This window comes from Kitasatospora sp. McL0602 (assembly GCF_052076145.1).
Taxonomy (GTDB): Bacteria; Actinomycetota; Actinomycetes; order Streptomycetales; family Streptomycetaceae; genus Kitasatospora.
Genome location: NZ_CP197246.1, coordinates 1134006 through 1159023, shown reverse-complemented (window position 1 = coordinate 1159023; position 25018 = coordinate 1134006). Strand labels below are relative to the sequence as shown.

The 25018-nt window shown below is 72.5% G+C and carries 23 protein-coding genes; 6 read left to right on the top strand and 17 right to left on the bottom strand.

From position 1 onward, the window contains the following. Nucleotides 1-11: 11 nt before the first annotated feature. Complete coding sequence (locus tag ACR68M_RS05445) at nucleotides 12-881, bottom strand: hypothetical protein (protein ID WP_441249268.1); 870 nt, start codon at nucleotides 879-881, stop codon at nucleotides 12-14. Nucleotides 882-1018: 137 nt separating this feature from the next. On the opposite strand from ACR68M_RS05445, the gene ACR68M_RS05440 reads away from it, so the two are divergent. Together ACR68M_RS05440 and ACR68M_RS05435 are read left to right on the top strand one after the other, a co-directional pair. Then, entirely contained in the window at nucleotides 1019-2068 is a 1050-nt protein-coding gene (locus ACR68M_RS05440) for a winged helix DNA-binding domain-containing protein (protein WP_441249267.1), read from the top strand. A gap of 117 nt (nucleotides 2069-2185) precedes the next feature. Further along, nucleotides 2186-2638 carry an SPW repeat protein gene (locus ACR68M_RS05435; protein ID WP_441249266.1) on the top strand — a complete coding sequence of 151 codons (453 nt, stop codon included), beginning with the start codon at nucleotides 2186-2188 and terminating at the stop codon, nucleotides 2636-2638. A gap of 28 nt (nucleotides 2639-2666) precedes the next feature. Here the strand turns inward: ACR68M_RS05435 and ACR68M_RS05430 are convergent, their stop codons facing one another. The 3 genes from ACR68M_RS05430 to ACR68M_RS05420 all read right to left on the bottom strand — a co-directional run bounded on the left by ACR68M_RS05430 (nucleotide 2667) and on the right by ACR68M_RS05420 (nucleotide 6002). After that, nucleotides 2667-4070 (bottom strand): class II fumarate hydratase, encoded by a 1404-nt coding sequence (locus ACR68M_RS05430; protein ID WP_441249265.1) that lies wholly within the window; start codon nucleotides 4068-4070, stop codon nucleotides 2667-2669. A gap of 80 nt (nucleotides 4071-4150) precedes the next feature. Further along, nucleotides 4151-5488 carry a DUF4190 domain-containing protein gene (locus ACR68M_RS05425; RefSeq protein ID WP_441249264.1) on the bottom strand — a complete coding sequence of 446 codons (1338 nt, stop codon included), beginning with the start codon at nucleotides 5486-5488 and terminating at the stop codon, nucleotides 4151-4153. Nucleotides 5489-5633: 145 nt separating this feature from the next. Then, nucleotides 5634-6002, bottom strand: a complete 369-nt coding sequence (locus ACR68M_RS05420) for a YrdB family protein (RefSeq protein ID WP_441249263.1) — start codon at nucleotides 6000-6002, stop codon at nucleotides 5634-5636. Between the two features lie 111 nt (nucleotides 6003-6113). Between ACR68M_RS05420 and ACR68M_RS05415 the strand changes: the two genes are divergently transcribed. Further along, complete coding sequence (locus ACR68M_RS05415; protein WP_441249262.1) at nucleotides 6114-6437, top strand: hypothetical protein; 324 nt, start codon at nucleotides 6114-6116, stop codon at nucleotides 6435-6437. A gap of 28 nt (nucleotides 6438-6465) precedes the next feature. On the opposite strand, the gene ACR68M_RS05410 is transcribed toward ACR68M_RS05415, so the two are convergent. The 3 genes from ACR68M_RS05410 to ACR68M_RS05400 all read right to left on the bottom strand — a co-directional run bounded on the left by ACR68M_RS05410 (nucleotide 6466) and on the right by ACR68M_RS05400 (nucleotide 8406). After that, on the bottom strand, nucleotides 6466-6699 hold the full coding sequence (locus ACR68M_RS05410; RefSeq protein WP_441249261.1) for a helix-turn-helix domain-containing protein: 234 nt from the start codon (nucleotides 6697-6699) through the stop codon (nucleotides 6466-6468). Continuing rightward, nucleotides 6699-7283 (bottom strand): DUF2975 domain-containing protein, encoded by a 585-nt coding sequence (locus ACR68M_RS05405; RefSeq protein ID WP_441249260.1) that lies wholly within the window; start codon nucleotides 7281-7283, stop codon nucleotides 6699-6701. The genes ACR68M_RS05410 and ACR68M_RS05405 overlap by 1 nt, the downstream gene beginning before the upstream one ends. A gap of 127 nt (nucleotides 7284-7410) precedes the next feature. Further along, the gene (locus tag ACR68M_RS05400) at nucleotides 7411-8406 is read right to left on the bottom strand and encodes a chitinase (protein WP_441249259.1); all 996 of its coding nucleotides are present in this window, start codon (nucleotides 8404-8406) and stop codon (nucleotides 7411-7413) included. Between the two features lie 261 nt (nucleotides 8407-8667). Between ACR68M_RS05400 and ACR68M_RS05395 the strand changes: the two genes are divergently transcribed. Together ACR68M_RS05395 and ACR68M_RS05390 are read left to right on the top strand one after the other, a co-directional pair. Further along, complete coding sequence (locus tag ACR68M_RS05395) at nucleotides 8668-9849, top strand: acyl-CoA dehydrogenase family protein (RefSeq protein WP_441249258.1); 1182 nt, start codon at nucleotides 8668-8670, stop codon at nucleotides 9847-9849. Nucleotides 9850-9963: 114 nt separating this feature from the next. Beyond that, nucleotides 9964-10389 (top strand): hypothetical protein, encoded by a 426-nt coding sequence (locus tag ACR68M_RS05390; protein ID WP_441249257.1) that lies wholly within the window; start codon nucleotides 9964-9966, stop codon nucleotides 10387-10389. Here ACR68M_RS05390 and ACR68M_RS05385 read toward each other — a convergent pair. From ACR68M_RS05385 to ACR68M_RS05375, 3 genes are all read right to left on the bottom strand, one after another. Continuing rightward, nucleotides 10345-10866 (bottom strand): N-acetyltransferase, encoded by a 522-nt coding sequence (locus ACR68M_RS05385; protein WP_441249256.1) that lies wholly within the window; start codon nucleotides 10864-10866, stop codon nucleotides 10345-10347. The genes ACR68M_RS05390 and ACR68M_RS05385 overlap by 45 nt on opposite strands. Before the next feature lie 66 nt (nucleotides 10867-10932). Continuing rightward, on the bottom strand, nucleotides 10933-11418 hold the full coding sequence (locus tag ACR68M_RS05380) for a GNAT family N-acetyltransferase (RefSeq protein ID WP_441249255.1): 486 nt from the start codon (nucleotides 11416-11418) through the stop codon (nucleotides 10933-10935). Between the two features lie 9 nt (nucleotides 11419-11427). Continuing rightward, nucleotides 11428-12330 (bottom strand): hypothetical protein, encoded by a 903-nt coding sequence (locus ACR68M_RS05375; protein WP_441249254.1) that lies wholly within the window; start codon nucleotides 12328-12330, stop codon nucleotides 11428-11430. A gap of 257 nt (nucleotides 12331-12587) precedes the next feature. Here ACR68M_RS05375 and ACR68M_RS05370 point away from each other — a divergent pair, with 257 nt between their 5' ends. Further along, nucleotides 12588-12803 carry a hypothetical protein gene (locus tag ACR68M_RS05370; protein ID WP_441249253.1) on the top strand — a complete coding sequence of 72 codons (216 nt, stop codon included), beginning with the start codon at nucleotides 12588-12590 and terminating at the stop codon, nucleotides 12801-12803. A gap of 7 nt (nucleotides 12804-12810) precedes the next feature. Here the strand turns inward: ACR68M_RS05370 and ACR68M_RS05365 are convergent, their stop codons facing one another. The 7 genes from ACR68M_RS05365 to ACR68M_RS05335 form a co-directional block, all read right to left on the bottom strand. Further along, nucleotides 12811-13386, bottom strand: coding sequence for an NADPH-dependent FMN reductase (locus ACR68M_RS05365; RefSeq protein ID WP_441249252.1), 576 nt, complete (start codon nucleotides 13384-13386; stop codon nucleotides 12811-12813). Beyond that, a complete protein-coding gene (locus tag ACR68M_RS05360; RefSeq protein ID WP_441249251.1) occupies nucleotides 13367-14278 on the bottom strand; it encodes a 4'-phosphopantetheinyl transferase family protein in 912 nt (303 codons plus the stop codon). The genes ACR68M_RS05365 and ACR68M_RS05360 overlap by 20 nt, the downstream gene beginning before the upstream one ends. Continuing rightward, the gene (locus ACR68M_RS05355) at nucleotides 14275-15099 is read right to left on the bottom strand and encodes a thioesterase II family protein (protein WP_441249250.1); all 825 of its coding nucleotides are present in this window, start codon (nucleotides 15097-15099) and stop codon (nucleotides 14275-14277) included. The genes ACR68M_RS05360 and ACR68M_RS05355 overlap by 4 nt, the downstream gene beginning before the upstream one ends. Nucleotides 15100-15148: 49 nt before the next feature. Then, nucleotides 15149-16774, bottom strand: coding sequence for an MFS transporter (locus ACR68M_RS05350; RefSeq protein ID WP_441249249.1), 1626 nt, complete (start codon nucleotides 16772-16774; stop codon nucleotides 15149-15151). A gap of 53 nt (nucleotides 16775-16827) precedes the next feature. Then, nucleotides 16828-22110: an SDR family NAD(P)-dependent oxidoreductase gene (locus ACR68M_RS05345; protein WP_441249248.1), complete on the bottom strand. Its 5283-nt coding sequence runs from the start codon at nucleotides 22108-22110 to the stop codon at nucleotides 16828-16830. A 52-nt stretch (nucleotides 22111-22162) separates the two neighbouring features. Next, complete coding sequence (locus ACR68M_RS05340) at nucleotides 22163-23716, bottom strand: acyltransferase domain-containing protein (protein WP_441249247.1); 1554 nt, start codon at nucleotides 23714-23716, stop codon at nucleotides 22163-22165. A gap of 84 nt (nucleotides 23717-23800) precedes the next feature. Then, nucleotides 23801-24994 carry a cytochrome P450 gene (locus ACR68M_RS05335; RefSeq protein WP_441249246.1) on the bottom strand — a complete coding sequence of 398 codons (1194 nt, stop codon included), beginning with the start codon at nucleotides 24992-24994 and terminating at the stop codon, nucleotides 23801-23803. Between the last annotated feature and the right edge of the window lie 24 nt (nucleotides 24995-25018).

Below are 25018 nucleotides of genomic sequence, written 5' to 3'. Positions count from 1 at the left end.
ACCCGAGCTGTCTACTCGGGTTCTTCTCCTTCTGCGGGAATCGTCCAACGCAGCAGGGTGGTGGTGCCGCGCTGTTCGAGAGTGACTGCGTAGACCTGATTCCAGGCTCGTTCGCCGTGGTGGCGCATGGAGTGGTCGCCGGGATCCCAGCCCAGGCCCAGGACCTGACATCCGCCGATCTCAATCTGTCCGGCGAGCAGGGGGTGAGTCTGGCCGGCCCGGTCGAGGAGGTGGAAGTGGGTGTGCGCGTCCACGGAGACCACCAGGCCGATTCGGGGCCCATCCGCCAACCAGCTCTGGAGCTGACTGGCGAACTCGTGGGCTTCGCGTAGGGGGAGGTCGAGGCGCCCGTAGGGCCCCTCGACCTCGTACTGGGGTGTCCGTTCGCCGCCGAAGCGGGCGTGGGCCTCGTCCTCGTACTTCCCCCAGTACGTGACGTCGGCGAGTCCGTCTATCGACTCACCCGGCAGCCCGACGAACGAGTCGAGGGCGCGGGCGTCCCCGAGGACCATGCCGCACCGGTCGATCGGCAGGTCACCGAGTCGGATCGGCTCTCCGTCGGGGTCGCCCGGCCAGGGCACGCCGAGGTCGACCTCCAGGACCGTGACGACCGGCCCGTCGTACGACTCCCCCGTTTCGGCGCGCACCTTCAGCGGCCGGTCGGCAGCGGCCGGCACCGCGACCGCCTCGCAGGACCAATCCCGGCTCGGGCCGTCCGCAGGCTCGTGCAGGTGGCCGCCACCTTGCTTCGCCGCGGCCAGTGCCCGCACGGACAACGGGTCGCCGAGCTCGGACCAGTGATCGATCCAGCCAGCCATGCCCAGGACCAGCACACCGGATGGCGCGGTGACGACTCCCAGGTCGACAGAGGTTTCACTCATCCGCTGATTCAACCAAGGCGGACTGTCACTGACAGCGACGGGAACCCTGATCGCCAACTATCGCTGACAACCGCCAACTATCGCCGACAGTCACAACACGGACGGCCTCGGGCGGCCCTGTGCGGCAAGGTGGTGCCGTGACTGGTGATGCGGAGATCCTTCGGTGGCGGATGCACGCGCAGTTCGGGCCGTCCGGGGGCGGGGTGGCGGAGATCGCCCGGCGGGTGGTCGGGGTGCAGGCGCAGGACGCGGGGGCGGTGCGGCTGGGGCTGCGGGCGCGCGGGCTGCGGGACGAGGAGGCGGTGGGGCGGGCGGCTGCGGCGGGGGAGGCGGTGAGCAGCTGGCTGATGCGCGGCACGCTGCACCTCGTCGCGGCGGCGGACCTGCGGCCGATGGTGGCGCTGTTCGGGGAGCGCAACGCGGCGGCGTACGCGGGCCGGAGGCGGCAACTCGGGCTGACGGAGGAGGTCTGCCGCCGGGCTCTGGCGGCGCTGCCGGAGGTGCTCGCGGACGGGCCGCTCGGCCGCGCGCAGCTGATCGCGGAGCTGAACGAGCGCGGCGCCGGGGTCGACCCGAAGGGGCAGGCCCCGGCGCACCTGGTGATGCTCGCGGCGGCCCGGGGCCTGCTCCACCGGGGTGCGGACGTGGGCCCGCGCGAGCCCGGGTACGTGCTGACCGGGCCGGGCGCGGCGGAGCCTATGGAGCTCGGGGAGCTGGTGGAGCGGTACGTCGCCGCGTTCGGCCCGGCCGGGCCGGAGGACTTCGCGGGGTGGTCGGCACTGCCGCTGACGCGGGCGCGCCGGGAGTTCGAGCGGGCCGCGCTGCGGGAGGTCGCGCCCGGCCAGTACGTCGCGGCGGGCACGGCGGGTGCGGCGGAGCCTCCGCCCGGACCGCCGCTGGTCCGGCTGCTCGGTGCGTACGACGGCTACCTGCTCGGCTACCGCGACCGGGCGCTGATGCTGGACCAGCGGTTCGCCAAGCGGATCAACGCCGGGGGCGGGCAGATCCGGCCCGCCGTGGTGGCGGACGGGCGGGTGCTGGGCACCTGGCGGCGGGCGGGCGCCGAGCTGGTGGTCGAGCCGTTCGCCCCGCTCCCCGCTCCGGTGCGGTCCGCGCTGGCGGCGGAGGCGGCCGAGCTGGGCTGCTTCCTGGGCTCCGGCTCGACCCTGCGGGTGGCCGCGCCCTGACGGACCCGAGGCTCCGCGCAAACCCGTGCCACAAAAGGGGACGAAGTGTTATTTATGGCACAGAATGGGTAGTGGGCATGCGCCTGCCACGTTACTGAGGTTGAGGAGGTGGTCCCGGTGTCGACCCAGCTTCCGATGAGCATGGAGCACCACCCGGACATCATCGAACTGCGTGACCGGGCCGAGCGAGCGGTGTCAACACCGCGGGCGCAGGCCGTCGAGGCGCTGGCCATCAGCGCCGGTCTCTTCCTGGCTGTCTCACCCTGGGTGGTCGGCTACACCGCCTTCTCCACCCTGACCGTCTGCAACCTGATCCTCGGTCTCGCCTACACCGTCCTGATGGCCGGGTACGGCTCCGCCTACGAGCGCACCCACGCTCGGGCCTGGGCTGCCACGCTGATCGGCGCCTGGACCGTCATCGCTCCGTGGGCCATCAACGGCGGAGCGCACGTGCGGCGGACCATCCTGACGAACACGATCACCGGCGGAGTGATGGTCTGCCTCGCCATGGCCGCCGTCGGGATGACGATGACGATGGCCGGCCTCCGTCGCTCCCGGGCGGGCGGATAGCCGCTCCGGGCCGAGCGGAAGACAGGCGCTACCCCTTCTGAGGCCGCGTCATCCGCAGGACGTCGAGTGCGTCGTCCAACTGGGCCGCTGTCAGCAGGCCTTGGTCCAGGTACCCGCGCTCCAGCACCACCTGCCGGATGGTCTTCCGCTCGGCCAGTGCCTGCTTCGCCACCGTCGCGGCCTCCTCGTAGCCGATGAACCGGTTCAGTGGGGTGACGACGGAGGGCGAGGACTCGGCGTACTCGCGGGCCCGCTCCACGTTGGCGGTGATGCCGTCGACCGTGCGGTCGGCCAGCAGCCGGGCGGCGGCGGCGAGCAGGCGGACGGACTCCAGCACGTTGCGCGCGATCACCGGCAGCATCACGTTGAGCTCGAAGTTGCCGCTCGCCCCCGCGAGGGTCACCGTCGCGTCGTTGCCGACGACCTGGGCGGCGACCATCAGGACAACCTCCGGCAGCACCGGGTTGACCTTGCCGGGCATGATCGAGGAGCCGGGCTGGAGATCCGGCAGGTTGATCTCGCCGAGGCCGGTGCGGGGGCCGGAGCCCATCCAGCGCAGGTCGTTGGCGATCTTCGTGAAGCCGACCGCGACGGTGCGCAGCTGCCCGCTCAGCTCCACCAGGCCGTCCCGGGCGCCCTGCGCCTCGAAGTGGTCCCGAGCCTCGGTCAGCGGCAGGCCCGTCGTCGCCGCGACCTCGGCGATCACGGCGGCGGAGAAGCCGGGCGGGGTGTTGATGCCGGTGCCGACGGCGGTGCCGCCCAGCGGCAGCTCGGCGACCCGGGGCAGCGTGCTCCGCAGCCGCTCGACGCCGTACCGGACCTGCGCCGCGTACCCGCCGAACTCCTGCCCGAGCGTGACGGGCGTGGCGTCCATCAGGTGCGTACGCCCCGACTTCACCACCTCGGCGAACTCCGCCGCCTTGGCCTCCAGCGCCTCGGCGAGGTGCTCCAGCGCCGGGACGAGTTCACCCGTGACGGCCGCCGTGGCGGCGATGTGGATCGAGGAGGGGAAGACGTCGTTCGAGGACTGGCTCGCGTTGACGTGATCGTTCGGGTGCACCGGGCGGCCGAGCCGCTCGGTGGCGAGCGTCGCGATCACCTCGTTGGCGTTCATGTTGGACGAGGTGCCCGAGCCGGTCTGGAAGACGTCGACCGGGAACTCCTCGTCCCAACGGCCCGCCGCGACCTCCTCGGCCGCCGACCGGATGGCCTCCGCGGTCTCCGCGTCCAGCACCCCGAGCCGGCCGTTGACCACCGCGGCCGCTGCCTTGATCCGGGCCAGCGCCGCGATGTGGGCGGGCTCCAGCCGCTGCCCCGAGACGGGGAAGTTCTGCACGGCCCGCTGCGTCTGGGCCTGCCACTTCGCCCGGACGGGCACCCGCACCTCGCCCATCGAGTCGTGCTCGACCCGGTACTCCTGCTCGTCGCTCATGATCGGTCGCACCTCCTGAGCACCAGAGCCGCGCAGCCGTCACGGCTATTCCCGCCCTGGGCCGGCCGGGTGCCCGGAGGTCAGACCGGCTTGGCCTCGGAGCTCGGGCTGCCGCTCGGGTCGGCCGGCCGGACGGTGTGGGTGGTGACGGCCGGAGGAAGGCCCAGGCCCGCGCGGACGGCCTTGGTGAGGGCGTCGTCCGGGTGGTCGATCGCCTCACCGATCTCGGCGATCAGAGTGGCGTTGTCGGTGGAGCGGTAGGCCGACTGCCAGTGCGGCAGGGACTGCCGCAGGTCCGCCAGCAGGCCCGCGACCGGATCGGCCGAGCCGTGGCTCCAGCTCGCCTCCGACAGCTGCCGGATCTCCTCGGCGAGCCCGTCGGCGACCAGCTCCGCCCAGGCGCGGTACGCCTGCGGATGGTCGGAGACCCGCCCGTCCGGCTGCTTGTCGAGTGCGATCTCCACGTGGTGCAGCGCCTGGAGGTAGGCCAGCTGCTCGCCGGTCAGCGTCGATCCGTCCCGCCGGAGACTGCCCGTCAGCCGGGCGTCGCCGCTGACGAAGATGCAGGTCGCCGTGTGGACGTCCAGCTGCTTCCAGCTCGTCTCGTCCGGGTAGAAGAAGTGCAGGTCGACGCTGTCGGGCAGCGCCTCGCGGTCCATCGCGTACGAGTCGACGAGGTCGGCGCAGCCCTTGTCGGCCTGCTTGATCAGCTCGGCCTTCCCGGGGTAGCCGACGGAGCCGATCGCGGCCGAGCCGAAGACCTCGCCGTCGTGCGCGAGCGAGCAGGGCTGCGTGGTCACCTGGGTGACGCTGGTCGGGTCGTGGTCGAGCCGGTCGAAGCAGTCACCCGGCCTGAGCTCGAAGACACTGACCGACCCGGCGGGGCCGCCGGCCGGCCCGAGCGGGTCGAACCGGTGGGAGCCGGTGCCCGGGTGGGCGATCAGCAGGCCGGCGGTGAGCACCACGCCTACCACCGGCCAGACCACGCCTGCCACGATGCCGGCGATCGCCATGCCCCGGCCCTTCTGGTTGCGCTGCGGGATCTGCCGGAGCGCGGCGATGCCGAAGGCGATGGCGGCGACCCACAGGAAGCAGGCGATGCCGAGCAGGCCGGTGACGAGCGAGGTGATGGCGTACCCGTTGTAGCCGGTGGGCGGACCGGGCGGCGCCTGCCAGTACGGGTACCCGGCCGGCTGCGGGTAGCCCGGGGCCACCGGGTATCCGCCGGGGGCCGGGTACCCGGCGGGTATCGAGTCGGCGGGCACGGCGCCGAGCTGCTCGCCGCCGGGGGGCGGGGTGCGGACGGCCCACGGGTCGTCGGAGGCCGGCTGCGGCGCCACGGCGGGCTTGTCCAGGCTGAAGGCCGGCGCGGGGCCGGGCTGCCCGCCCTGCCCGTCCGCGTCCTCGTCCGACGGCATCGAGATCCCCTCCCAGGGTGCGTGGCCACCGCACACAGCTGTTCGGCAGACGCGCGACTCTAACCGATCGTGGCCGGGCTGCGCCTCTGCGTTTCGCCGTTCGTCGTGCCGTTCGTCGTGCCGTGGGGAGGGCGGGGCGCGGGGCTCAGAACCGCTGGTTCACCAGCGCCTGACGGTCGGTGGTCGCGACCGCCGTGTTGATCAGGGCAACCACCCCGAAGACCAGGGACAGCGTGTGCCGGTCGATCACCCAGAGGCCGACGGTGGCGCTCGCGAACACCAGGAACTTGACCGTCAGGACACCCGACAGCGGCACCTGGAAGCGGGCCTTGGGTGCGGCGAACATCCCCCAGACCACCGCCGCCAGCACCGGCGTGCCGAGCCCCAGCAGCAGGTGGACGCCCACGTTGCTGCCGGTGCTGAAGCCCCACCAGCAGAGCGCGGCCAGGGCGGCGACCTCCAGGATGAAGGCCAGCCCCTCGTTGAAGATGTGCAGTGGCTTCGGAAGTCTCATGAGTCCATGGTTCCCGCCAACGCCGCTGTGACACCACTCATTTGATTCGCCGACAGATCCGGCCGGTCGTGGCGCCCGGCGGCGGCCCCGGCCGGACGGCAGGATGGCCCCATGACGGAGAACACGGACGCGGCCGCCCGCTACGAGGAGATCGCCGAGGAGCTGGCGCCGCGCGGCGCCCGGCGGTCACAGATGTTCGGCATGCCCTGCCTCAAGGACCCGGCCGGAAAGGCCTTCGCGGGCCTCCACCAGGGCGAGCTGGTCTGCCGCCTGGGCCGCGACGCCCCGGCCTTCGAGGAGGCGATGCGCCTCCCGGGTGCCCACCTCTTCGACCCGGCCGGTGGCCGCCCGATGAAGGACTGGGTCTGTGTGCCGCACGCCTCGGCCGCCCACTGGGACAACCTCGCCGAAGCAGCCCTCGCGGCCAAGCGGTAGCCCCGAGCGGCAGCCCCGGGGGTAGCCCTCAGGCAGGTTCGCCGGGGTCGTGGGTGATCACGTCTCCCGGCTGGCACTGCAGGACCTCGCAGATCCTCGACAGCGTCGAGAAGCGGATGGCCTTGGCCCGGTCGTTCTTGAGCACGGAGAGGTTGACGACGGTGATGCCCACCTGAGCGGACAGCTCGGTCAGTGTCATGCCGCGCTCGGCGAGCAGGCGGTCGAGGTGGACCCGGATCGCGTGCGGTTCCTCTTCGGGCATCAGATGGTCCCTTCGAGGTCCTCTCGCATGCGCACACCCTCGCGCATGATCTTCCCCATGATCACCGCGGCGAGGCCGGGGAGGACGAGCACCAGTGGTCCGGAGAGCGTCGGCCCGGAGCCTACCGTCGGCGCCATGCTCCCGACGAGCCAGGACTGCGACCAGCCGACGACGAGGGCGGCCAGCGGCGTGCCGGCGGTGATGAACCAGCCGAGCACGGAGAGCCGCTGCGCCACCGCGTCGGTGAACGGCCCCTGCAGCAGAACGGCCTTGAGCAGCCGGGAGAAGAGCAGCAGCGCGAGCGCACCGAACAGCAGCCAGGGCAGCTCGCCGCCGAGGTCGGCGACGCGCTGCCCCGCCGACGGACTCTCCTGGCAGAGCCGTGTCGCAGTGCTGGACATCGTCACGCCCGTGCCCGCCGACAGCTGGTCCGCCAGGGTGGCGTTGCGCCAGAAGTCGGTCTGCGCGCAGACTGCCCCGTCGTCGAGCAGGTGTGCGCCGGCCGTGCCGACGAAAGTCAGCCCGCTGAGCACTGCCAGCGCAAAGGTCACCGAGGCCAGAGCCCTCGTGAGTCGCGTGTTCATTGCTTCCCTCCCCATCGACTTTCGATATGCCGAAGGTACAGGGGCATATCGATATTCGACAAGTCGGGCCCTGGTCGGGGTTGCGGTCGGGGTTGCGGTCGGGGTTGCGGTCGCGGGGTGGCGCGGGTCAGCCGTGGTACTTGGCGACGATCTTGGAGAAGGCGTACGCGGACTGGCCGATCCCGCTGCAGCTGTCGCCGGCGGACTCGCCGGAGCCGCACGGGCGGTCGCGGTTGACGGCCCAGAAGGTGAACCGGGCCAGGTGGTGGGTGGTGGCGTAGTTGAGCATGGTGGTGAAGTCCGCGGTGGAGACCGACTCGTCGGCCTCGTCGGTGGCGCCGTTCATCGAGGAGATCCCGATGTGGCGGTAGGCGGTCGCCGAGTCGTAGCCGTACGCGGAGGCCACCACGCCCTTGAGGCCGTCGGCCGCCTTGGTGGTCACCGAGCCCATCGAGCCGCTGTGGCTGCCGAAGTCGAACGGCATGATCGTCCAGCCGTCGACGGCGACGCCGGTCGCTGCGCCCTTCTTCACCAGGTCGGTGCCGCTGGAGTCCGGGCCGGTGGGGGTGGTGCCGAAGGTGACGTACGCCTTGATGCCGGGGTTGGCGGCCTTCACGGTCTTCAGCGCGCTGACCACCCGCTGGCGCACCGTCGCGCTCGCCACCTCGGTGTTCTCGATGTCTATGTCGATCGCCTTGAGCCTGTAGGCGTCGATCACCTTCTGGTACGCGCCGGCCAGGGCGGACGCCGAACTGCACTTCTCGCCCAGCTTGTTGCCGCTCCAGCCGCCGAAGGAGACCACCACGTCGCCACCGGCCGCCCGGATGCTGTTGATCGCGGACTGGTCGCTGCCGCCGGTCAGCGCCCGGGTGCCGTCCCACTTGGGGTTGCAGCCGCCGTCGCTGAGCATGAAGGCGAGCGTCAGCTGCTTGGCGCCGCTTGCCGCCATGATGTCCGTCGGCTTCTGCGGGTTGCCCCAACCGAGGTACTCGTACGGGGCGTTGAGGCCGACCGGGTCCGTGGTGGCGGCCTGGCCGACCGGGGCGAGGGCGAGGCCGCCCGCCGCCAGGGCGGCGGTGGTGGCGAGGGTGAGCAGCGGGCGGAGCAGGGTGCGAGAGGTCATGGTTCACCGGTCCGTGGGGAGTTGGGGGGTACGGAGGGTGGTGCATGGCGCCACGTTAGGAAAGTTTCCTAACTGCTGCGGACATGCGGAAGAGAGAACCAGTTGGCCGTGCCCGCGTCAAGAGCCCCGGCACGAAGAGGTGTGGGCAGCGTCTCGTACCCGGCCGGGGGCCCGGTGCGCGATACTCGTCGCCGCGGCCCACCGGCCGCCGCTCCGCCCGCGCGATCCCTTCCGCGCACATCCGTTCCGAGGAGTCCCGCCATGGCAACCACCCCTGCCCGCCTCGACCCGGCCGACCTGCTCGCCGTCGGTGACCTGCTCACCGACGAGGAGCGGCTGATCCGTGACACCGTCCGGAAGTTCGCCGACGAGCGGATCCGGCCGTACGTCGGCGAGTGGTTCGAGCAGGGCGTCTTCCCGGCTCGTGAACTCGCCCCCGAGCTGGGCGCGTTGGGCGTGCTCGGGATGCACCTCGACGGCTACGGCTGCACCGGCTCCTCGGCCGTCGCCTACGGCGTGGCCTGCATGGAGCTGGAGGCCGCCGACTCCGGGCTGCGCAGCTTCGTCTCCGTCCAGGGCTCGCTGGCGATGCGGTCGATCCACGCGTACGGCTCGGAGGAGCAGAAGCAGCAGTGGCTGCCGGAGCTGGCCGCCGGGCGGGCGATCGGCTGCTTCGCGCTGACCGAGCCGGATTTCGGCTCCGACCCGGCCAACATGCTGACCAGGGCCCGCCGCAAGGGCACCGACTGGGTGCTCTCCGGCACCAAGATGTGGATCACCAACGGCAGCATCTCCGACGTCGCGGTGGTCTGGGCGCAGACCGAGGGCGGCGTCCGGGGCTTCGTGGTGCCGCGCGGTACGCCCGGCCTGACCGCGCGTGACGTGCACGGCAAGCTCTCCCTGCGGGCCTCCGTCACCAGCGAGTTGGCCTTCGACGAGGTGGTGCTGCCGGCCGACGCCGTGCTGCCGGGGGTCGAGGGTCTGCGCGGGCCGCTCTCCTCGCTCGGCGAGGCCCGGTACGGCATCCTCTGGGGCACCGTCGGCGCCGCCCGCGACTGCTACACCACAGCGTTGGACTACGCGAAGACCCGCATCCAGTTCGACCGGCCGATCGCGGGCTTCCAGCTGACGCAGGCCAAGCTGGTCGACATGATGCTGGAGGTCGAGAAGTCCTACCTGGTCGCCCTGCGGGTCGGCCGCCTCAAGGACGCCGGGCAGTGCCGCCCCGCGCACATCAGCTTCGGCAAGCTCAACAACGTCCGGACGGCGCTGGAGATCGCCCGCTCGGCCCGGACGATCCTCGGCGCGAACGGCATCACCACCGAGTACCCGGTGTTGCGGCACGCCAACAACCTGGAGTCCGTCCTCACCTACGAGGGCACGTCCGAGATCCACACCCTCGTGCTGGGCGAGGCCATCACGGGCGAGTCGGCCTACCGCTGAGCCACCGCTCCGGACCACGCGCGGGCGGTGAGGGGCGGGCGTACGGTGAGAATGTGAACCCGTGACCCATCCCGTGACCCGATTCGGTGGTCCGGAGCGCCTCTGGGGGCAGGTATGCCGACGGAGAAGAACAACGACCCGGTGACAAGTACGGACCAGCTGGAGCGGGCTCGTGCCAAGGCGGGAATGTTGGTGGTGCTGGGCAGTGACGTGGCGATCGCGGTGGCTGCGGTGCTGGGCGTCTTCTGGCTCCGGCTGAGCGGCGACACCACGAACGGCACCGAGATCGCCGCCGTCCTGACCAGTGCTTTCACGGCCATCGGCACCATGACCACGGCCTACTTCGGCATCAAGTCGATGTCGAACACGGCGCTCTCCATGCATCGGAGGGAGCCGGACGCCGTCAGGCCGGTGCCGACGTCGGTGCCTGTGCCGCCGGAGCCCGCCGGGCCGGTGGGCCCTGGGCCGGGCAGCCCCGCCCCGGGCCCGAGCGACTCAGGCCTGACCGGCCCCGGCCCCGGTCCGGGCACGGTCGGGTAGTGCCGACCAGTCCTGCCAGCTGATCTCACGGCCGATCAGGGCGGCCTGCTCGAACGGCCACTCCTCGGACAGCCAGCGCGGGACGAGCGCGTCGAGGGTGCGCTCCAGGTCGGTGCCGACCTGCCCGTCCACCACCCACCAGGAGATCTCGGCGTCGAAGCCGGTCTTCTCCGGCGGGTCGATGTAGACGCAGCCGAGCAGCTCGGTGCCCGCGTTGTCGAACAGCGCGTAGTTGAAGGACTTGTGGGCCTCGATCTCGTCCGCGTGCCGCACCAGGTCGTCGTAGTCCTGCTGGTACGTCATGCTGGCCGGCGGCCAGCCCCAGGCCTCGCCGTAGATGGACCAGAGCCGCTCCCGCGACCCCATCACCGCCGGGTAGTCGAGCTCGGTGTCGGCCCCCGAGATCGGGCGCAGGTGGTGACCGTCGCCGACGGCGACACGGACGGGGTGGACGAAGTCAGCAGGGAGCCAGTTCATGGCCCGGAGATTAGCCGAGCGCTCCCCGGGCCGCACCGGGTTATTGCATCGGGTTATTGCACCGGGTTATTGCAGGTCCGGCGCCCCGAGCAGATCCAGCTCCCCGACGACCTCGTCGCCGGTCATCTCGCCGGTCGGCCGGAAGCCGAGTCGGCGGTAGAACGGCTCCGGGCCGTTGTCGGCGACGTGCCAGGAGGTGGTGAGCCGCTCCCAGCCGCGTCGGCGCAGCTCCTCGGCGACCTGCTCGACCGCGAACCGGCCGACCCCGCGCCCCTGGTGCTCGGCCCCGACGTTCAGCCGCCACAGCCCGGCCCGGGAGACCCCGGGCGGGTCGGCCTCGAAGGGCACCCCGATGAACGCCATCACGAAGCCGACGATCTCCTCGCCGTCCATGACCAGCCGGGGCCAGGCCGTCTCCCCGAACGCGTACGCCAGCCCGAGCGAGTGCCCGACCGGGTGCACCAGGCCCTCCTGGTCGGGACGTACGGAGAGTTCGAGGGCGGCCTCGATGTTGTCGGTGGTGATCTCCACCAGGCGGAATCCTGAGTTCATCCGAAGACCCTACCGGCCGCCGGGTCGGGGCGGCAGCAGGGTTCTGATGAGCTGATCCGCGGCCAGGCGCCTGCGCTCGCTGTCGGCGATCTGCGCTGTGAGGAGCTGAATCCGATCGTTCAGCTGTCTGACCGTGGCCGCGTTCTCCTCCGAGCGGGCCCAGGCGAAGTAGAGCTCGGCGCGCCTGTCGTTCAGCGTGCTCTCCTCCTGGGTCAGGCCGAGCTTCTCCTCCCGCATCAGGAGCAGCTCCTGGTTCAGGTGGAAGATCCGCTGGTTGAGATCGTTCCGCTCCTGCTCCAGCGCGGTGATCTCGCGGCGCAGCCTGTCCTTGTCGCTGCGCTCCTGGGCGAGCTGCTGCGCCAGGCGGTCGATCGCGTCCTTGACCCCGTCGCGGACCGCGATGGCGGCCAGGAGTTCGTGGCTGGTCGCCGTCTCCTGGTCACCGATCTCGGACAGCTGCTCCTGCACCTCCCCCTTTGCAGCCTCGAGTTCGAGGAGGGTGGCGGAGGACGGCAGTGCACGGGCGTCGCGGGCCGGGGGCCGGACACGCGGCGGGGGCTGCCGGAGGCTGCCGTACGTTCGCCGGTACTCGATCTGCAGCCGGGAGACCTCCTCCCAGCGTGAGCGCCAACGCCTGAGCCGCTCGTCCGTGTCGTCCAGTGGCTGACCGGTCTCGTGTTCGTAGAGGGCCCGGACGATGGCGAGCAGGTTGTCCCGCTTCGGCAGGTACTTCCCGCTGATGGCATCGCTGATCACGGAGGCCGCCAGACCCGTCTCCTTGGCGATGTCGCCCCGGAGGGTGGGCCTGCCGCAGCCGTTCCACAGGCCGGTCAGCTCCTGGGCGAAAGCGATGCGTGCCGTGGGGTAGTCCTCTGGCAGGCTGCGAGCTGCTTCCGTGGGCAGGTCGGCCATCGGCGCTCCTCTGACGATGTGTGAGATACACCGTAGGCCGTGGGCCGGCAGCCCGGACGGGCTTCGGGAATGTCGCCGAGCCACGATGCTGCGCCGGTCGCGGGACCGGTCGCGGGACCGGTCGCCGGACAGTGCCGGACGCCACCGGGTGCGCCCGGACAGTGGCGGCATCCGGCAACGGCCGCTCTCGGCCGGGTCGGTACGGGTCCGTCCGCAGATCCTTCCGAGCAGGTCGGAGCGGTGCTGCACTTGGTGGCATGGACGACTACGAGACCACCGCGTACACCCCTTGCCCGCCGCCGGAACCCGTCCGGCCGCCCGGACACGATCGGTGGCTCGACCTGGTCGGTCTGGTGGCGCTGATCATCCTGGCGACGGTGGTTTTCACCGTCGCCGGGCCGACCGGTCTCACCTCGGTGACCGGTGTCGGGGCGGGCCTGTTCGCCACCTGGCGCTCCGCCCGGCGCCCCTGACCGGCGACTACTCCGCCTCTGCGGCGGCCTCGTCTGCGGCCTTGGTCAGGGCGGCGAGGACGGCGCGCAGGCCGTCGAGGGTCGCGGGGTCGGTGACCAGGCCGTCGGTGATCTTGGGGCCGGCGACCGGGATCGGCATCGACTCCGGGAGGATGCGGGCGCCCATCACCTCCAGGGTCTCCTTGAGCCAGGCCTGGGCGCGGTCGCCGCCGGTGATGCCGGGGGAGGCCGTGACGATCGCGGTGGGCTTGTCGGTGAGCTCACCGCCGCCGACGATCCACTCCAGGCCGTTCTTCAGCACGCCAGAAGTGCCGTGCGCGTACTCGGGGCTGACGATCAGTACGCCGTCCGACTCCTCGATCTGCCGCCGCAGCTCCAGCACCGACTCCGGCGGGGCGGACTGCTCGACGTCCTGGTTGAAGAACGGCAGCAGGCCGAGCCCCTCGTAGAGGGTCACCGAGTCGGGCGCCTCGCAGAGCGCGACGGCCGTCCGGGCGACGGCCTTGTTCAGGGACTTGGCCCGCAGGCTGCCGCAGATGGCGAGGAAACGGCGGGGAGTGGTGTCAGCGTCGGGCTGCGGCATCGGTACCTCCGGGGTCGGTGCTGGGACAGGTGGGGTGGAGGAGCAGGAACTCCCTCCCCGGTGTGCCGAACAGCCGCCATGGGGGCTGGAATTCCCCCGCGAGGGCAGCCGCGGCGGGGTGCGGCGTGCTGTACGGCGTGCTGTTCGGCGTGCCGTCCGGGCGCAGCCGTCCGACGGCCGGGCGGGCCACGGCTGCGGCGACGCCCGGCTCGACCGGGAGATCGGTGACCGTCCAGGTGTCCGGGCCGTCGCCGACGGTGTGCCGGACGGTGACGGGCCCGGCCGAGCCGGGCGAGACGCAGACCGCCCGCAGATCGGTCACGATGCCGACGCCGCTCGCCTTCGTCACCGCCTCCTTGCGCACCCAGATGCGGTAGAAGGCGGTCAACTGTTCACCGGGCGGCAGGTGTTCGAGATGGGCGGCCTCGGCGGGGGAGAGGTAGTGCCGGGCGAGCGTGGCGAGATCGGCCGGCCGGACGGTCTCGATGTCGACCCCGACCGGGCCGCCCGGGGCGACGGCGATCAGGGCGTGCCGGGCGGCGCCCGAGAAGCTGAAGCTCAGTGAGGTCTGCGGCGACGCGACCCGGGGCGGGCCGTGCTCGGGGCTCCCGCAGCCGGGGCACACCTGATGTCCCAACTCGATCACCCCGGGCGGCACCCCGAGATGCCGGGCGAGCACCCGCCGGGTCGCCGCTCGCCCGGCGGCGAACCGCGCCGCGTCCTCGGGCCGGACGTACCGGGCCATCCGGGCCCGCTCGTCGGGGGCGAGCAGTGCGATGTCGGCCGGCTCGGGCGTCGGGCCGATGGGCAGCGCCCAGACAGCGACGTCGAGCGGCGGCGGCAGCTGGTCGGGGCCGGGGGCGGGTAACACCTCCGGGGCGGGGGCCGTCACGACGGGACACCCAGCGGGAGGTGCCGGGCCAGCTCGGTGGAGGCGGCGATCTGCCGGGCCACCGCGGCGCGGTGGCGGCGCAGGTAGAAGTGGTCGCCGTCGTAGAGGTGCAGGCCGAGGTACTGCCGCGCCTCCACCGCCCAGTCGGCCAGCCGCTCGGGGCCGACCACCTGGTCCCGGTCGCCGCCGAAGACGGAGAGCGGGACCCGCAGCGGCGGCCCCGAGCGGTCGGGCCGCCAGGTGTCGACCAGCTTGAAGTCGCTGCGGAAGATCGGGCCGAACATCCGCCAGAGGCTCGCGTTCTCGAGCAGCTCGGCGGGGGTGCCGCCGACCGCCCGCAGCCAGGCGCGGAGGTCCTCGTCCGAGAGCTCGTGCCGGGGCTCGCGCACCGGCTGGCCCAGCCGGTCCGACTCGTCCGGCAGACCGCAGGCGGAGAGCCCGAGCCAGACCGGCTCGGGCCCCGCCGTGTCGGCCAGCCGCCGGGTCAGCTCGTACGAGAGCAGCGCGCCCATGCTGTGGCCGAAGAACGCGAACGGGCGGTCCAGCCACGGCAGCAGGTCGTGGTGCAGGTAGTCGACCAGCTCGCCGCTGCTGTCGATCGGCTGCTCGCCGACGAGTTGGGCCCGACCGGGGGCGTCGACCAGGCACACCTCCCAGTCAGCGGGGAACTCCCACTCCCAGTCCCGGAAGAGCAGGTGGGAGCCTCCCGCGTGGTGGAACAGGAACAGCCTGAGTGCGGCGCCCGGCACCGGCCTCGGGCACGTCACCGTGCCCCGCACCATGGCACGGCGGCGGGTCGGTCCGGTCTTCAGCTGGGCCATGGTCGTCCGTCTCGTCCTTGTCCGTCGTGCCTGTTGCCGGAGGGCCCTGCTACTGGGCCGATGCGGTCTCCTGCTCGGGGGCGGCCTGGGCACTCGCGTGCAGGTCGCGGGTGCGGATGAAGACGAAGGCGATCAGCGCGCCCACGGCGGCGACCACCGCGCAGATCGCCATCACGTTCGTCAGCCCGTGCACGAAGGCCGACCGGGCGGCCGCCGCGACCACGTCGCCGAGACCGGCGGGGGCCGCCTGCGCCGCACCCGAACTCCCCTGCGTGGCAGCGAGCTTGCCGAGGCCGTCGGCTGCCGTACCCGCCTGGGCGCCAGCCGTCGAGTGCACGAAGGAGTCGACCACCTGGTGGTGGAAGAGCGCACCGAAGCCCGCGATGCCGATGGCGACACCGACCTGCTGGAAGGTCTCGCCCATGCCCGAGGCCATCCCGGCCTTCTCCGGCGGCACGACACCGATCGTCACGGCCGCCCGGGGCGGGTTGAACAGGCCCATGCCGATACCGGTGACGATCATGCTGGGCAGCAGGGCCGTCCAGTCGCTCCCCGGCTCCACCAGCGTGACCAGGCCCATCCCGCCCGCGATGAACGCGATCGACAGACCCACCAGCACGCCCGGCGGCACACTGTGCAGCAGACCGCCGGTGAGCGCGGCCACCACGAAGAGCGTCAGCATCATCGGCATGAACCGCAGGCCGGTCTCCCAGGGCGAGTAGCCCAGCACGTTCTGCACGTAGCTGATCTGGAGGAAGACCGCCGCCAGGCTGGTCGCGTTGGAGAGCAGCGTGGCCAGGCAGATGCCCGCGAAGGTGGGGATGCGCAGCAGTGAGAGATCCAGCATCGCCGCCGCCGCACGGCGCCGCTCGACCACGACGAAGACGCCGAGCAGCACGACGCCGCCGACGAAGGCCGCCACGATCGGGGCACTGCCCCAGCCGGAGGACTCACCGCGCAGGAAGCCCAGCACCAGCAGCGCCAGCGCGAGGCCGAACGTCACCATGCCCGCCCAGTCCGCCCGGTGGCTCTGCGGGTTGCTCGACTCCCGCAGCTTCGCCGCGCCGACGAAGAGCGCCACCGCGCCGATCGGGACGTTGACCAGGAAGATCCAGCGCCAGCTCAGCGAGTCGGTGAGGAAGCCGCCGACCAGCGGGCCGAAGGCGAGCGCCAGCCCGGCGATGCCGCCGAACACGCCGAAGGCCTTGCCCCGGTCCTTGCCCTGGAACTCACCCGCGATCAGGGCGGGCCCGACCGAGAACAGCACAGCGGCGCCCACGCCCTGGGCGCCGCGCGCCAGGTTGAGCTCCAGCACGTTCTGCGCCAGGCCGGCGACCAGCGAGGAGAGCGTGAAGATCGCCAGGCCGGTGTTGAACACCCGCTTGCGGCCCAGCCGGTCGGCGAGCGTGCCGCCGGTCAGCAGGAAGGCCGCGAGGGTGAGGGTGTAGGAGTCGATCACCCACTGCAGGTCGGAGAAGTCCGCCCCCAGCGAGGTCCGCAGATGCGGGAGCGCGACGTTGACCACCGTCACGTCCAGCATCAGCATGAACATCGCGGCGCAGACCAGGGTGAGTGTCCAGGTCTGGGCGCCGCTGCCCGCGCTGGTGTCTGCGGTCTTGCCCGCGCCGCTCGGCTGCTCGGCAGGCCGGGTCTCGGCTGCTGCTTCGGCTGACATTGCTGTCTCCTCGTTGTCGTGCTCGGTCTGTCGGGCCTCGCCGGGTGCGTGGCTCACCGCTTGGCCCAGGCCTTGGTGCGGGTGTCGTACGTGCCCTTGGCGGCCCCGCTGATGCCGCCGACCCGGATCAGCGCCCGGCCGTCGGCGGCCACCGCCGCGCAGTACTCCGCGCCGGTCGCGGGCTCGTACCAGTGCCGCAGGGTGATCTCGCCACCGGCCTCGGCCAGCGCCAAGTCGTTGGCGGTGGTGTGGAGTTCGATCGAGCCGAGCGCGGTCGGCACGATGACGCCGACCTGCTCCGGGTGCCGCCCGTCCAGTACCACGGTGCGCAGCAGGCAGTCCAGGGTGATGCTCGGCAGGACGAAGCGGTCGAACGGGCCGGCCTCCGGCGGTACGGTGAGCCGGAGTTCGGCCGAACCGCCGTCACTCTCCAGGCGCGGGCGCTGCAACGCGCTGAACACGCCGCCGAGTTCGACCGGGGTGCCGGGCAGCTCGTACGTGTTCGGCGCGGCCGTGCCGCCGGGCGGCGGGGCCGGGCACCACGGCGCGGGCGTCAGGGTGCGGCCCAGGTGGACGACCATCCGGGTGTGCTCACGCTCGGGCACCGGCCCGGCGGCCGGGCTGGTGATCCGGACCCGCACCTGGTCGCCCTCGCGGGTGGCGATCACGTGCAACCGCCGGGGCCAGCGGTTCTCGGGGGCCCGGATGAACTGGGAGAGCGTCACGTCGGTGATCCGCACCGGGGTCAGCCCGGGGGCCAGCAGGCAGGCCGCCTCGGCTGCCATCTCCAGGATGAACGTTCCCGGGACGGTCGGCCGCAGGTCGACCAAGTGGTCGCGCAGGTAAGGGTGTTGGTCGAGATCGACGTCGATCGCCCAGACCGTCTCGCCGTCGAGCTGTGCGGGTTGCTCTGGCTGCGTGGTCAGGAAGGCGTACGGGCCGGACCTCGGGAGGGTGTGCTGGGCCGGTTCGGCGGGGGCTTGGAGGCAGGCCGCCCGGAAGCCGGGGGCGCGGCGCTGGAGCGTCGACCAGTCCGCCTCGCCGATCCAGGTGGTCGCCAGGCCGTGGCTGCCTCGGGCCGCCAGCTCGCGGCGGAAGAACTCCCGGCCCTGGCGGTCGGTCAGCTGCCCGATCTCGCCCTGCCGGGCGAGGAAGGCGCCGCCGGGGGTGTCGGCGGAGGCCATGCCGGATTCGACCCAAAGGCCCGAGCAGAGTGCGACCTCGTCGCGGCCCTCGACGGCGCGGGCGCGGGCCGCGGCCAGCAGCAGGAACTCGTTGCCCGCGCCGTAGTCGGGCTCGCCCCGAAGGCCGGTGAAGGCCGACACCGAGCTGACGCTGCACCAGAGTGCGGGCTCCCGACCGGCCAGCGCCGTACGGAGGTTGGCGTACCCGAGCACCTTGACGTCGCGGACCGTCCGGTAGTCGGTGAGCTTCTTGCGGGCGAGAACGGCGCTGCGGGCCAGCCCGGCGCCGTGGATCACCACGTCCAACTGCCCCTCGGTGGCGTGTATCTCCGCCACCAGCTGCTGCACGGCGCCCGCGTCCAGGACGTCGCACTGCCGGTAGTGGACGTTGCCGACGCCGCACACCTTCTCCAACTCGGAGACGGTGGCTTCTCGTTCGGCCTGCTGGAGGCTGCGGTCGTAGCGGCGGCTGAGGGCGGCCAGGTTCTCCGCCGGGTAGCGGGCCATCAGCACCCGCAGGGCCTCCGCCCTCGGCACCCGGGGGCCGGCCCCCGGCTCGGGCGCGGTGGCCGGGCTGGTGCCGAGCAGCCAGACACTGCGCGGTTCGCAGGCTGCGACCACCTCGCCGACCAGGTGTGCGGTGAGGCCACGGGCCCCGCCAGTGGCCAGGATCACCGGCCGCTCGGGCAGAGTGGGCACCGCATCGGCCGGGCCCGGCTCGACCGGCACCAGCAGCAGCTCCGACCGATGGCCGGCCGCGCGGTAGGCCAGCGGGACGAAGCGGTGCAGTGCCGACTCCTCGGCCAGCTCCGCCAGCCCGGCCGCGGCGTCCTGGGCGGAGGTCACCACCGCGAACACCAGGGTGCCGGTCAACTCCTGGGCCAGACTGCGGACCAGACCGCCGTAGACACCCACGTGCGGGGCCGGCACGCCGCCCTCGAAGGCGCCGAGCAGCAGCACGGCGAAGCAGCCCTCGTCCTCCAGTGCGGTGGCGCAGGACTGCGCGGCGACGAAGGCGAGGTCGTTCAGCGCGAGGGTGTCGGCGGTGCTCGCCGGGGCCTGGACCAGCACCCGGACCTGGCCGTAGCTCCGGTCGCTGTCGGCGATCACCCGGGCGAGATCGGCCGCGTCGTCCAGGTAGCGCACGGCGTGCCGGGCGCCCGGGTCACGCGGCGCCCCGCCGGGGGCCACCAGCAGGCAGCCGTCCGGGAGTTCGACCCCGGCCAGAGCGGCGGGGTCGTCGGTGAGCAGCAGGCTGCCGGCGGGGATCGCCGCGACGGCCGGACGCACCGGGCGGGCCGCTGCCGGGCGCAGCGTGAGCGTGTGCCGAGAGAGGACGCTGTCGAGGCCGTCGGGGTCGGTGACGGTCGCGGCGGCCGTGTCGGTGGTCGCGGCGGCGGTCATGTCGGTGGTCGTGTCGGTGGCTCGCTCGGGTGTGACGACGAGTGCCGGGGTGTGGCCGTCCTCGGCCGGGCGCAGGGCGGTCCGCAGAGCGGGGGAGCGCAGCGCGGCGAGCAGCGCGACGGCGCCCTCGGCGCCTCGGAAGGTCCGGTCGCCGGGGCTGGGCGGCGTGGCGTCGTCTGCCTTCGCGGCACCGGCACCGGCACCGGCCAGGTCGAGGCGGGCCAGTACGGGCAGGCCGCGCTCCTCGGCGATGCTCCGCCGGGTCAGTACGAAGCCGAGCGCGCCCTCGGCGACCTCCCGGCCGTCCGGGCTCGGCACGAACCGCGCGGCCGCGTTGACGCCCATCACCACGGCGAGGTCGAGATCGCCGTCCCGCAGGTAGCGGAAGGCCGTCGCCAGCGCCGAGTTGACCGAGTCCAGGCCCGAGTCGAGGGTCATGTTCGGGCCGTGCAGGTCGAGCCGTTGGGCGACCCGGGCGGCGATGATGTTGGGCATCAGGCCGGGGTACGAGTCCTCGTTGGCCGGGCGGACCATCGCGCGGATCGGGTCGGCGAGCAGCTCGGGCGGCAGCCCGGCGGGGCCGGTGAGCTTGCTGGTCAGGTCGTCGAGGTAGCAGCGCAGGTCGTAGCCGATCGCCGAGCGGGTCGGGCCGGTGTGGCCGACGAGCACGCCGGTGCGGGCGGCGAGCGCCTTGTCCCGGACCCAGTCGCCCGCGAGCAGGTCGGCGCAGCGCATCGCCATCAGCTGGCTGCGGTCCACGGCTGCGAGCGCGGCGGGGGCGAGGCGGGCCTCGACCGGGGTCGGCGCCGGGTACTCCTCGCCGAAGGTGGCGGGCCAGCCTGCCGGTGCACCGGCCAGCCAGTCGGTGAGGCTCTCCTCGTCCGGGCCCCCGGGCAGGTGCCAGCCCTGCGCCACGACGACGACCGGATCGTCCGCGACGGCCTTCCGGCGCTGTGGTGTCGGCACCGGCGCCGGGCGGTCGGCGAGGATGAGGTGGCCGTTGGTGCCGCCGAAGCCCATCGCGGAGACGCCGACCAGGCGTCGCCGCTCCGGCGCGGACGGCCACGGCAGGTCCGCCGTCGGCACCCGGATGCCCTCTGGGACACCTGCCGGAAGGGCGTCGAACTGCTGCTGCGCGGGGATGGTCTGGTGGCGCAACCCGAGCAGCGCGTGCACGGCCGACACCGCACCGGCCGCCCAACCGGAGTGGCCCACCAGCGACTTGTTGGAGGTCATGGTCCAGGTCTTGCCGGGCCCGGCGCTCTGCGCGAGGGCCGTCATCTCCGTCCGGTCGCCGGTCGGCGTACCGGTCGCGTGGGCGACGATCCAGTCGACGTCCTCGGGCGTCACCTCGGCAGCCGTCCAGGCGCGGTCCAGAGCGATCTGCTGGCCGGAGGCGTTGGGTGCGTAGATCGCCTTGCCACGGCCGTCCGAGGAGGCCCCGAACCCGGCGACGAAGCCGAGGATCTGGTCACCGTCCGCCAGTGCGCGGGCGTGCGTCTTGAGTGCGAGCACGGCCGCGCCGTCACTGAACAGCACGCCGTCCGCGCCCTTGTCCAGGGCCCGCACCCGGCCCGAGCGCGACAGGCCCTTCAACTTCGAGAACAGCACCACGCTCTGCGCGTTCAGCGCGAACGCGCCGCCGCAGAGCGCGACGTCGGCCTCGCCCGTGCGCAGGGCACGCACCCCGAGGTCGATCGTGTAGAGCGAGGAGGAGCAGGCCGTGTCGACCACCACGATCTCGGCCGAGTCCGGCAGCTCCGGCACCGCCATCCGGGCGATCCGGTACGGCAGCACGTCCACCGGGGAGGCCCCGCCGAGTGGGTAGAGCTTGTCCAGCCCCGGCGGCACCTCGACTCCGGCCTCGGCGAACAGCCCGCGCACGCCGGTCGTGACGAGGCTCTGCTCCAGGTGCTGGCTGCCGTCGGGAGTCAGCCCGACGGCGAAGAACTGCCGGTCCTCCGGGCGGACGGTGACGCCCTCGGTGGCCTGGAGGAAGGAGTGCCGCAGCCAGAGCGCGGTGAACTCCTCGGCGTCGAACCGTCCTTCCGCAAGCTCCGCCCGGAGGCGGGGGTGCGGCTCGAAGCCGGTCATGAAGCCCGAGACCCGGGCGTACGTCCGGTCCTCCGCCGCGAGGTCGGCCGACCACATGGTGTCCAGGTCGAGCCGCTCGCCGGGCCCGCCGAAGACCGGCTCGCTGCCGCACAGCAGCTCCCAGAACGCCTCCGGCGAGCTGGCCCCCGGCACCGCGAGGCCCATCCCGACCACGACCACGGCATCCTCGTCGACCGCGCCCGTCTGGTCGGGCACACCCGCCGGCTCGGACACGGCGATCAGCTGGCCGTTGAGACCGTCGGCTGCCGGGCCGGCCAGGAGGGCCGCCAGTTGGGCTGCCCCCTCGGAGCTGCCTACGACGGTGTTCACCCGCAGGCCGGTCCGGTTCAACTCGGTGGTCAACGAGCCGAGTTCGCCGTCCGCTTCGTTCACCAGGCCGACCAGCACGCCCCCATCCGAGCCGTACGCCGCAGCGACGGCAGCGCCCAACTCCTTGAGCTCACCGGCCGATCCGGCCACCACGACGACCGCGCCCGGTCGACCGTGCCGGTCGACGATCTGCGCCAGCTCCTCGGCCGTGGAAGCCCGTACGACGTGCGCACCGGCGGCGGCGAGGTGACGGGTGACGGCCTCGCCTTCGGGCAGGCGGCCGCCGCTGACCACGATGGTCCGGCTGGATGGGTCGGGGGACATGCTGCTCCCTGGTCGTCGATCGGAGATCGGTTGGCTGGTGATGCCGCTGCTGCTACCGGGCCTCGGCGAGCGTGTTGGTGATGAGTTCGGCGAGTTCGGTGAGGGTGGGTTGGGCGATGAAGCGGACGTCGTCGGCGTGGTCGAGGAGGCCGAAGTGGGCGGTGACCTTGCCGAGCATTTCGGCGCGCTTGAGGGAGTCGATGCCGAGGTCGGCTTCGAGGTCGGCGTCGCCGGTGATGGCTTCGACGGGGTAGCCGAGGGTGGTGGCATACAGCTCGCGCAGCTCCTCCAGGACGGAACCGTTGTCGGCGGCGGGAGTTGCGGCAGCGGGGGCGGCGACGACGGCGGGGGCCTGGACTCCGCCGGCGAGGGTGTTGGTGATGAGTTCGGCGAGTTCGGTGAGGGTGGGTTGGGCGATGAAGCGGACGTCGTCGGCGTGGTCGAGGAGGCCGAAGTGGGCGGTGACCTTGCCGAGCATTTCGGCGCGCTTGAGGGAGTCGATGCCGAGGTCGGCTTCGAGGTCGGCGTCGCCGGTGATGGCTTCGACGGGGTAGCCGAGAGTGGTCGCATACAGCTCGCGCAACTCTTCCAGCACAGAGCCGCTGTCGGCGGCCGGAGTCGCAGCGGCGGGGGCAGCGACCGCGACCGTGACCGGGGCGACGGCGGGCGTGGCGGCGGATGCGATGGCAGCTGCAGCGGCGGGTGCGCCGACGGTGCCCGAGACGGTCACGTCCGGGACGCTGCGGCGGACGAGCCCGGCGAGCCCGGCCTTGCCGCACTCGACGAAGTGCCGGGCGCCGTCCGCGTGCAGCTCCCGGACGGCCGCCAGGAAGCGGACAGGGGAGGTGAGTTGGCGGGCCAGCAGAGCCTTCAGGTCGGCACTGTCGGTGAGGTAGGCCTCGGCGACGGGGGAGTAGACGGCCAGCCGCAGCGGGCGCTGGCGGATCGCGCCGATCTCGGCGGTGAAGGCCTCGGCGGCGAGCGCGAGCAGCGGGCTGTGGAACGGGAAGGGCGCATTGAGCCTGGTTGCCTGCACGCCCAGGGCTTCGGCCAGCCGGGCGACCTTGGCGACGGCCTCGTCAGTGCCGGAGACCACCGTCTGCTGCGGGGCGTTGGAGACCGCTACGGCCAGGCCGGGGGCGTCCACGGCGCCGACCAGGTGGGCGGTGCGCGAGGCGGTGAGCTCCAGGGCGACCATGCCGCCGGGGAGTGGGAAGTGCGTGCTGAGGGCTCGTGAGCGGTGGCACACCAGCCGGGCTCCGTCGGCGAGTTCGAAGGCGCCGGCGACGGTGAGGGCGGCGATCTCGCCCATGCTGTGGCCGACCACGAGCTGGGCGGCCTGCTCCCGGGTGGCGATCCGGAAGCTGCCGACCCCGGCCGCGAAGACGGCGAGCTGGAGCGCGAAGGAGTCGGATCGGACGAGCTCGGCCGCGCTCGGTCCGTCCGGGCTGGTCAGGTGGGCGGCGACGCCGCCGTGCCCGAACTCGCCGGCCACCTGGTCGGCGATCCGCAGCACCTCGGCGACCTCCGGCGAGCTGTCGCCCGCGAAGATGCCGGGGCGGTAGCCGCCCTGGCCGGGCAGAAGATGAACAGTCTCAGCCACCATCACACTCGTCCTCGTCCCTCGTCGGATTGATCGGCGGTACCTGCCTTGCGTGCGCGGGTGCCGCACTAGCAGTGCTTGGCGTGCTCACCAGGCGACCGGCAGTTCGCGCACCCCGTAGAGCACCATGTCGTGGCGGAACGGCAGCTCCTCCAGCGCCCGTTCGAGCCGCAGCTCCGGCAGTCGCTCGAACAGTCCGGCGAACACCGTGGTCAGCTCCACCCGGGCGAGGGTGAGGCCGATGCACTTGTGGAAGCCGTGGCCGAAGGCGACGTGCGACTGCGGCGAGGTGCGGTGGATGTCGAACGAGTCCGGCGCGTCGAAGACGCTCTCGTCACGGTTGGCGGCGTTGAGCATCACGATCACGCCGTCCCCGGCCTTGATCTGCTGTCCGCCGACGGTGAGGTCGGCCGTCGCCGCGCGGGGCAGGCCCGCGTGGTTGATGGAGAGGAAGCGCAGCAGCTCCTCGACGGCCTGCGGGTAGAGCGAGGGGTCGGCCTGGAGGTCGGCGAGCTGGTCGCGGTGGTCCAGCAGGGTGGCCGCGCCGAGGCCGATCATCTGGGCCATGGTGTCGTAGCCGGAGAGCAGCAGCAGCGCGGCCAGCCCGACGAACTCGGCGTGGTCGAGTCGACCCGCCTCCTCCTGGGTGACCAGGCGGCCGAGCATGTCCTCGGTCGGGTGCTGCTTCCGCTCGGTGACCAACTTGTCGAAGTACGCCATGAGTTCGCGCGCAGCGGTCTCGGCCTGCTCGGGCGTGCTGCTGCGGTCGAGGATGGTGTCGGTGAGCGTGACGAAGATGCCGTGGTCCTCGTACGGCACGTTGAGCAGCTCGCACATCACGGTCGCGGCCATCGGGAAGGCCAACTGCCGTACCAGGTCACCGGATCGGCCCTTGGCCTGCATGTCGTCGAGCAGCCCGTCGAGGATCACCTTCATCCGGGGCCGGAGCGCCTCCATCTGGCTGACCAGGAACTCGCGGGTGACGAGCCGCCGCAGCCGGGTGTGGTCGGGCGCGTCCTGGTTGAGGAAGAAGCCGGGCGGCAGCGGGGTGTCGCCGTTGATGTAGGTCGGGTAACCGGGGGTCTTCGGGTCGGAGCTGAACCGCAGGTCGGTCAGCACCGCGCGGGCGTCCTCGTGCCGGGTGACCACCCAGACCAGCTCGCCGCGCGGCGTGCGGACCTGGAACACCGGCTGTTCGGCGCCGAGTTCGCGGTACTGCGGCGGCGGGTCGAGCGGGTGGGTGCGGGGCATCGGGAACTCGGGGGTCACGGTCGCGTTCATGGCGGTGCTCTCCACTGGTTCTGA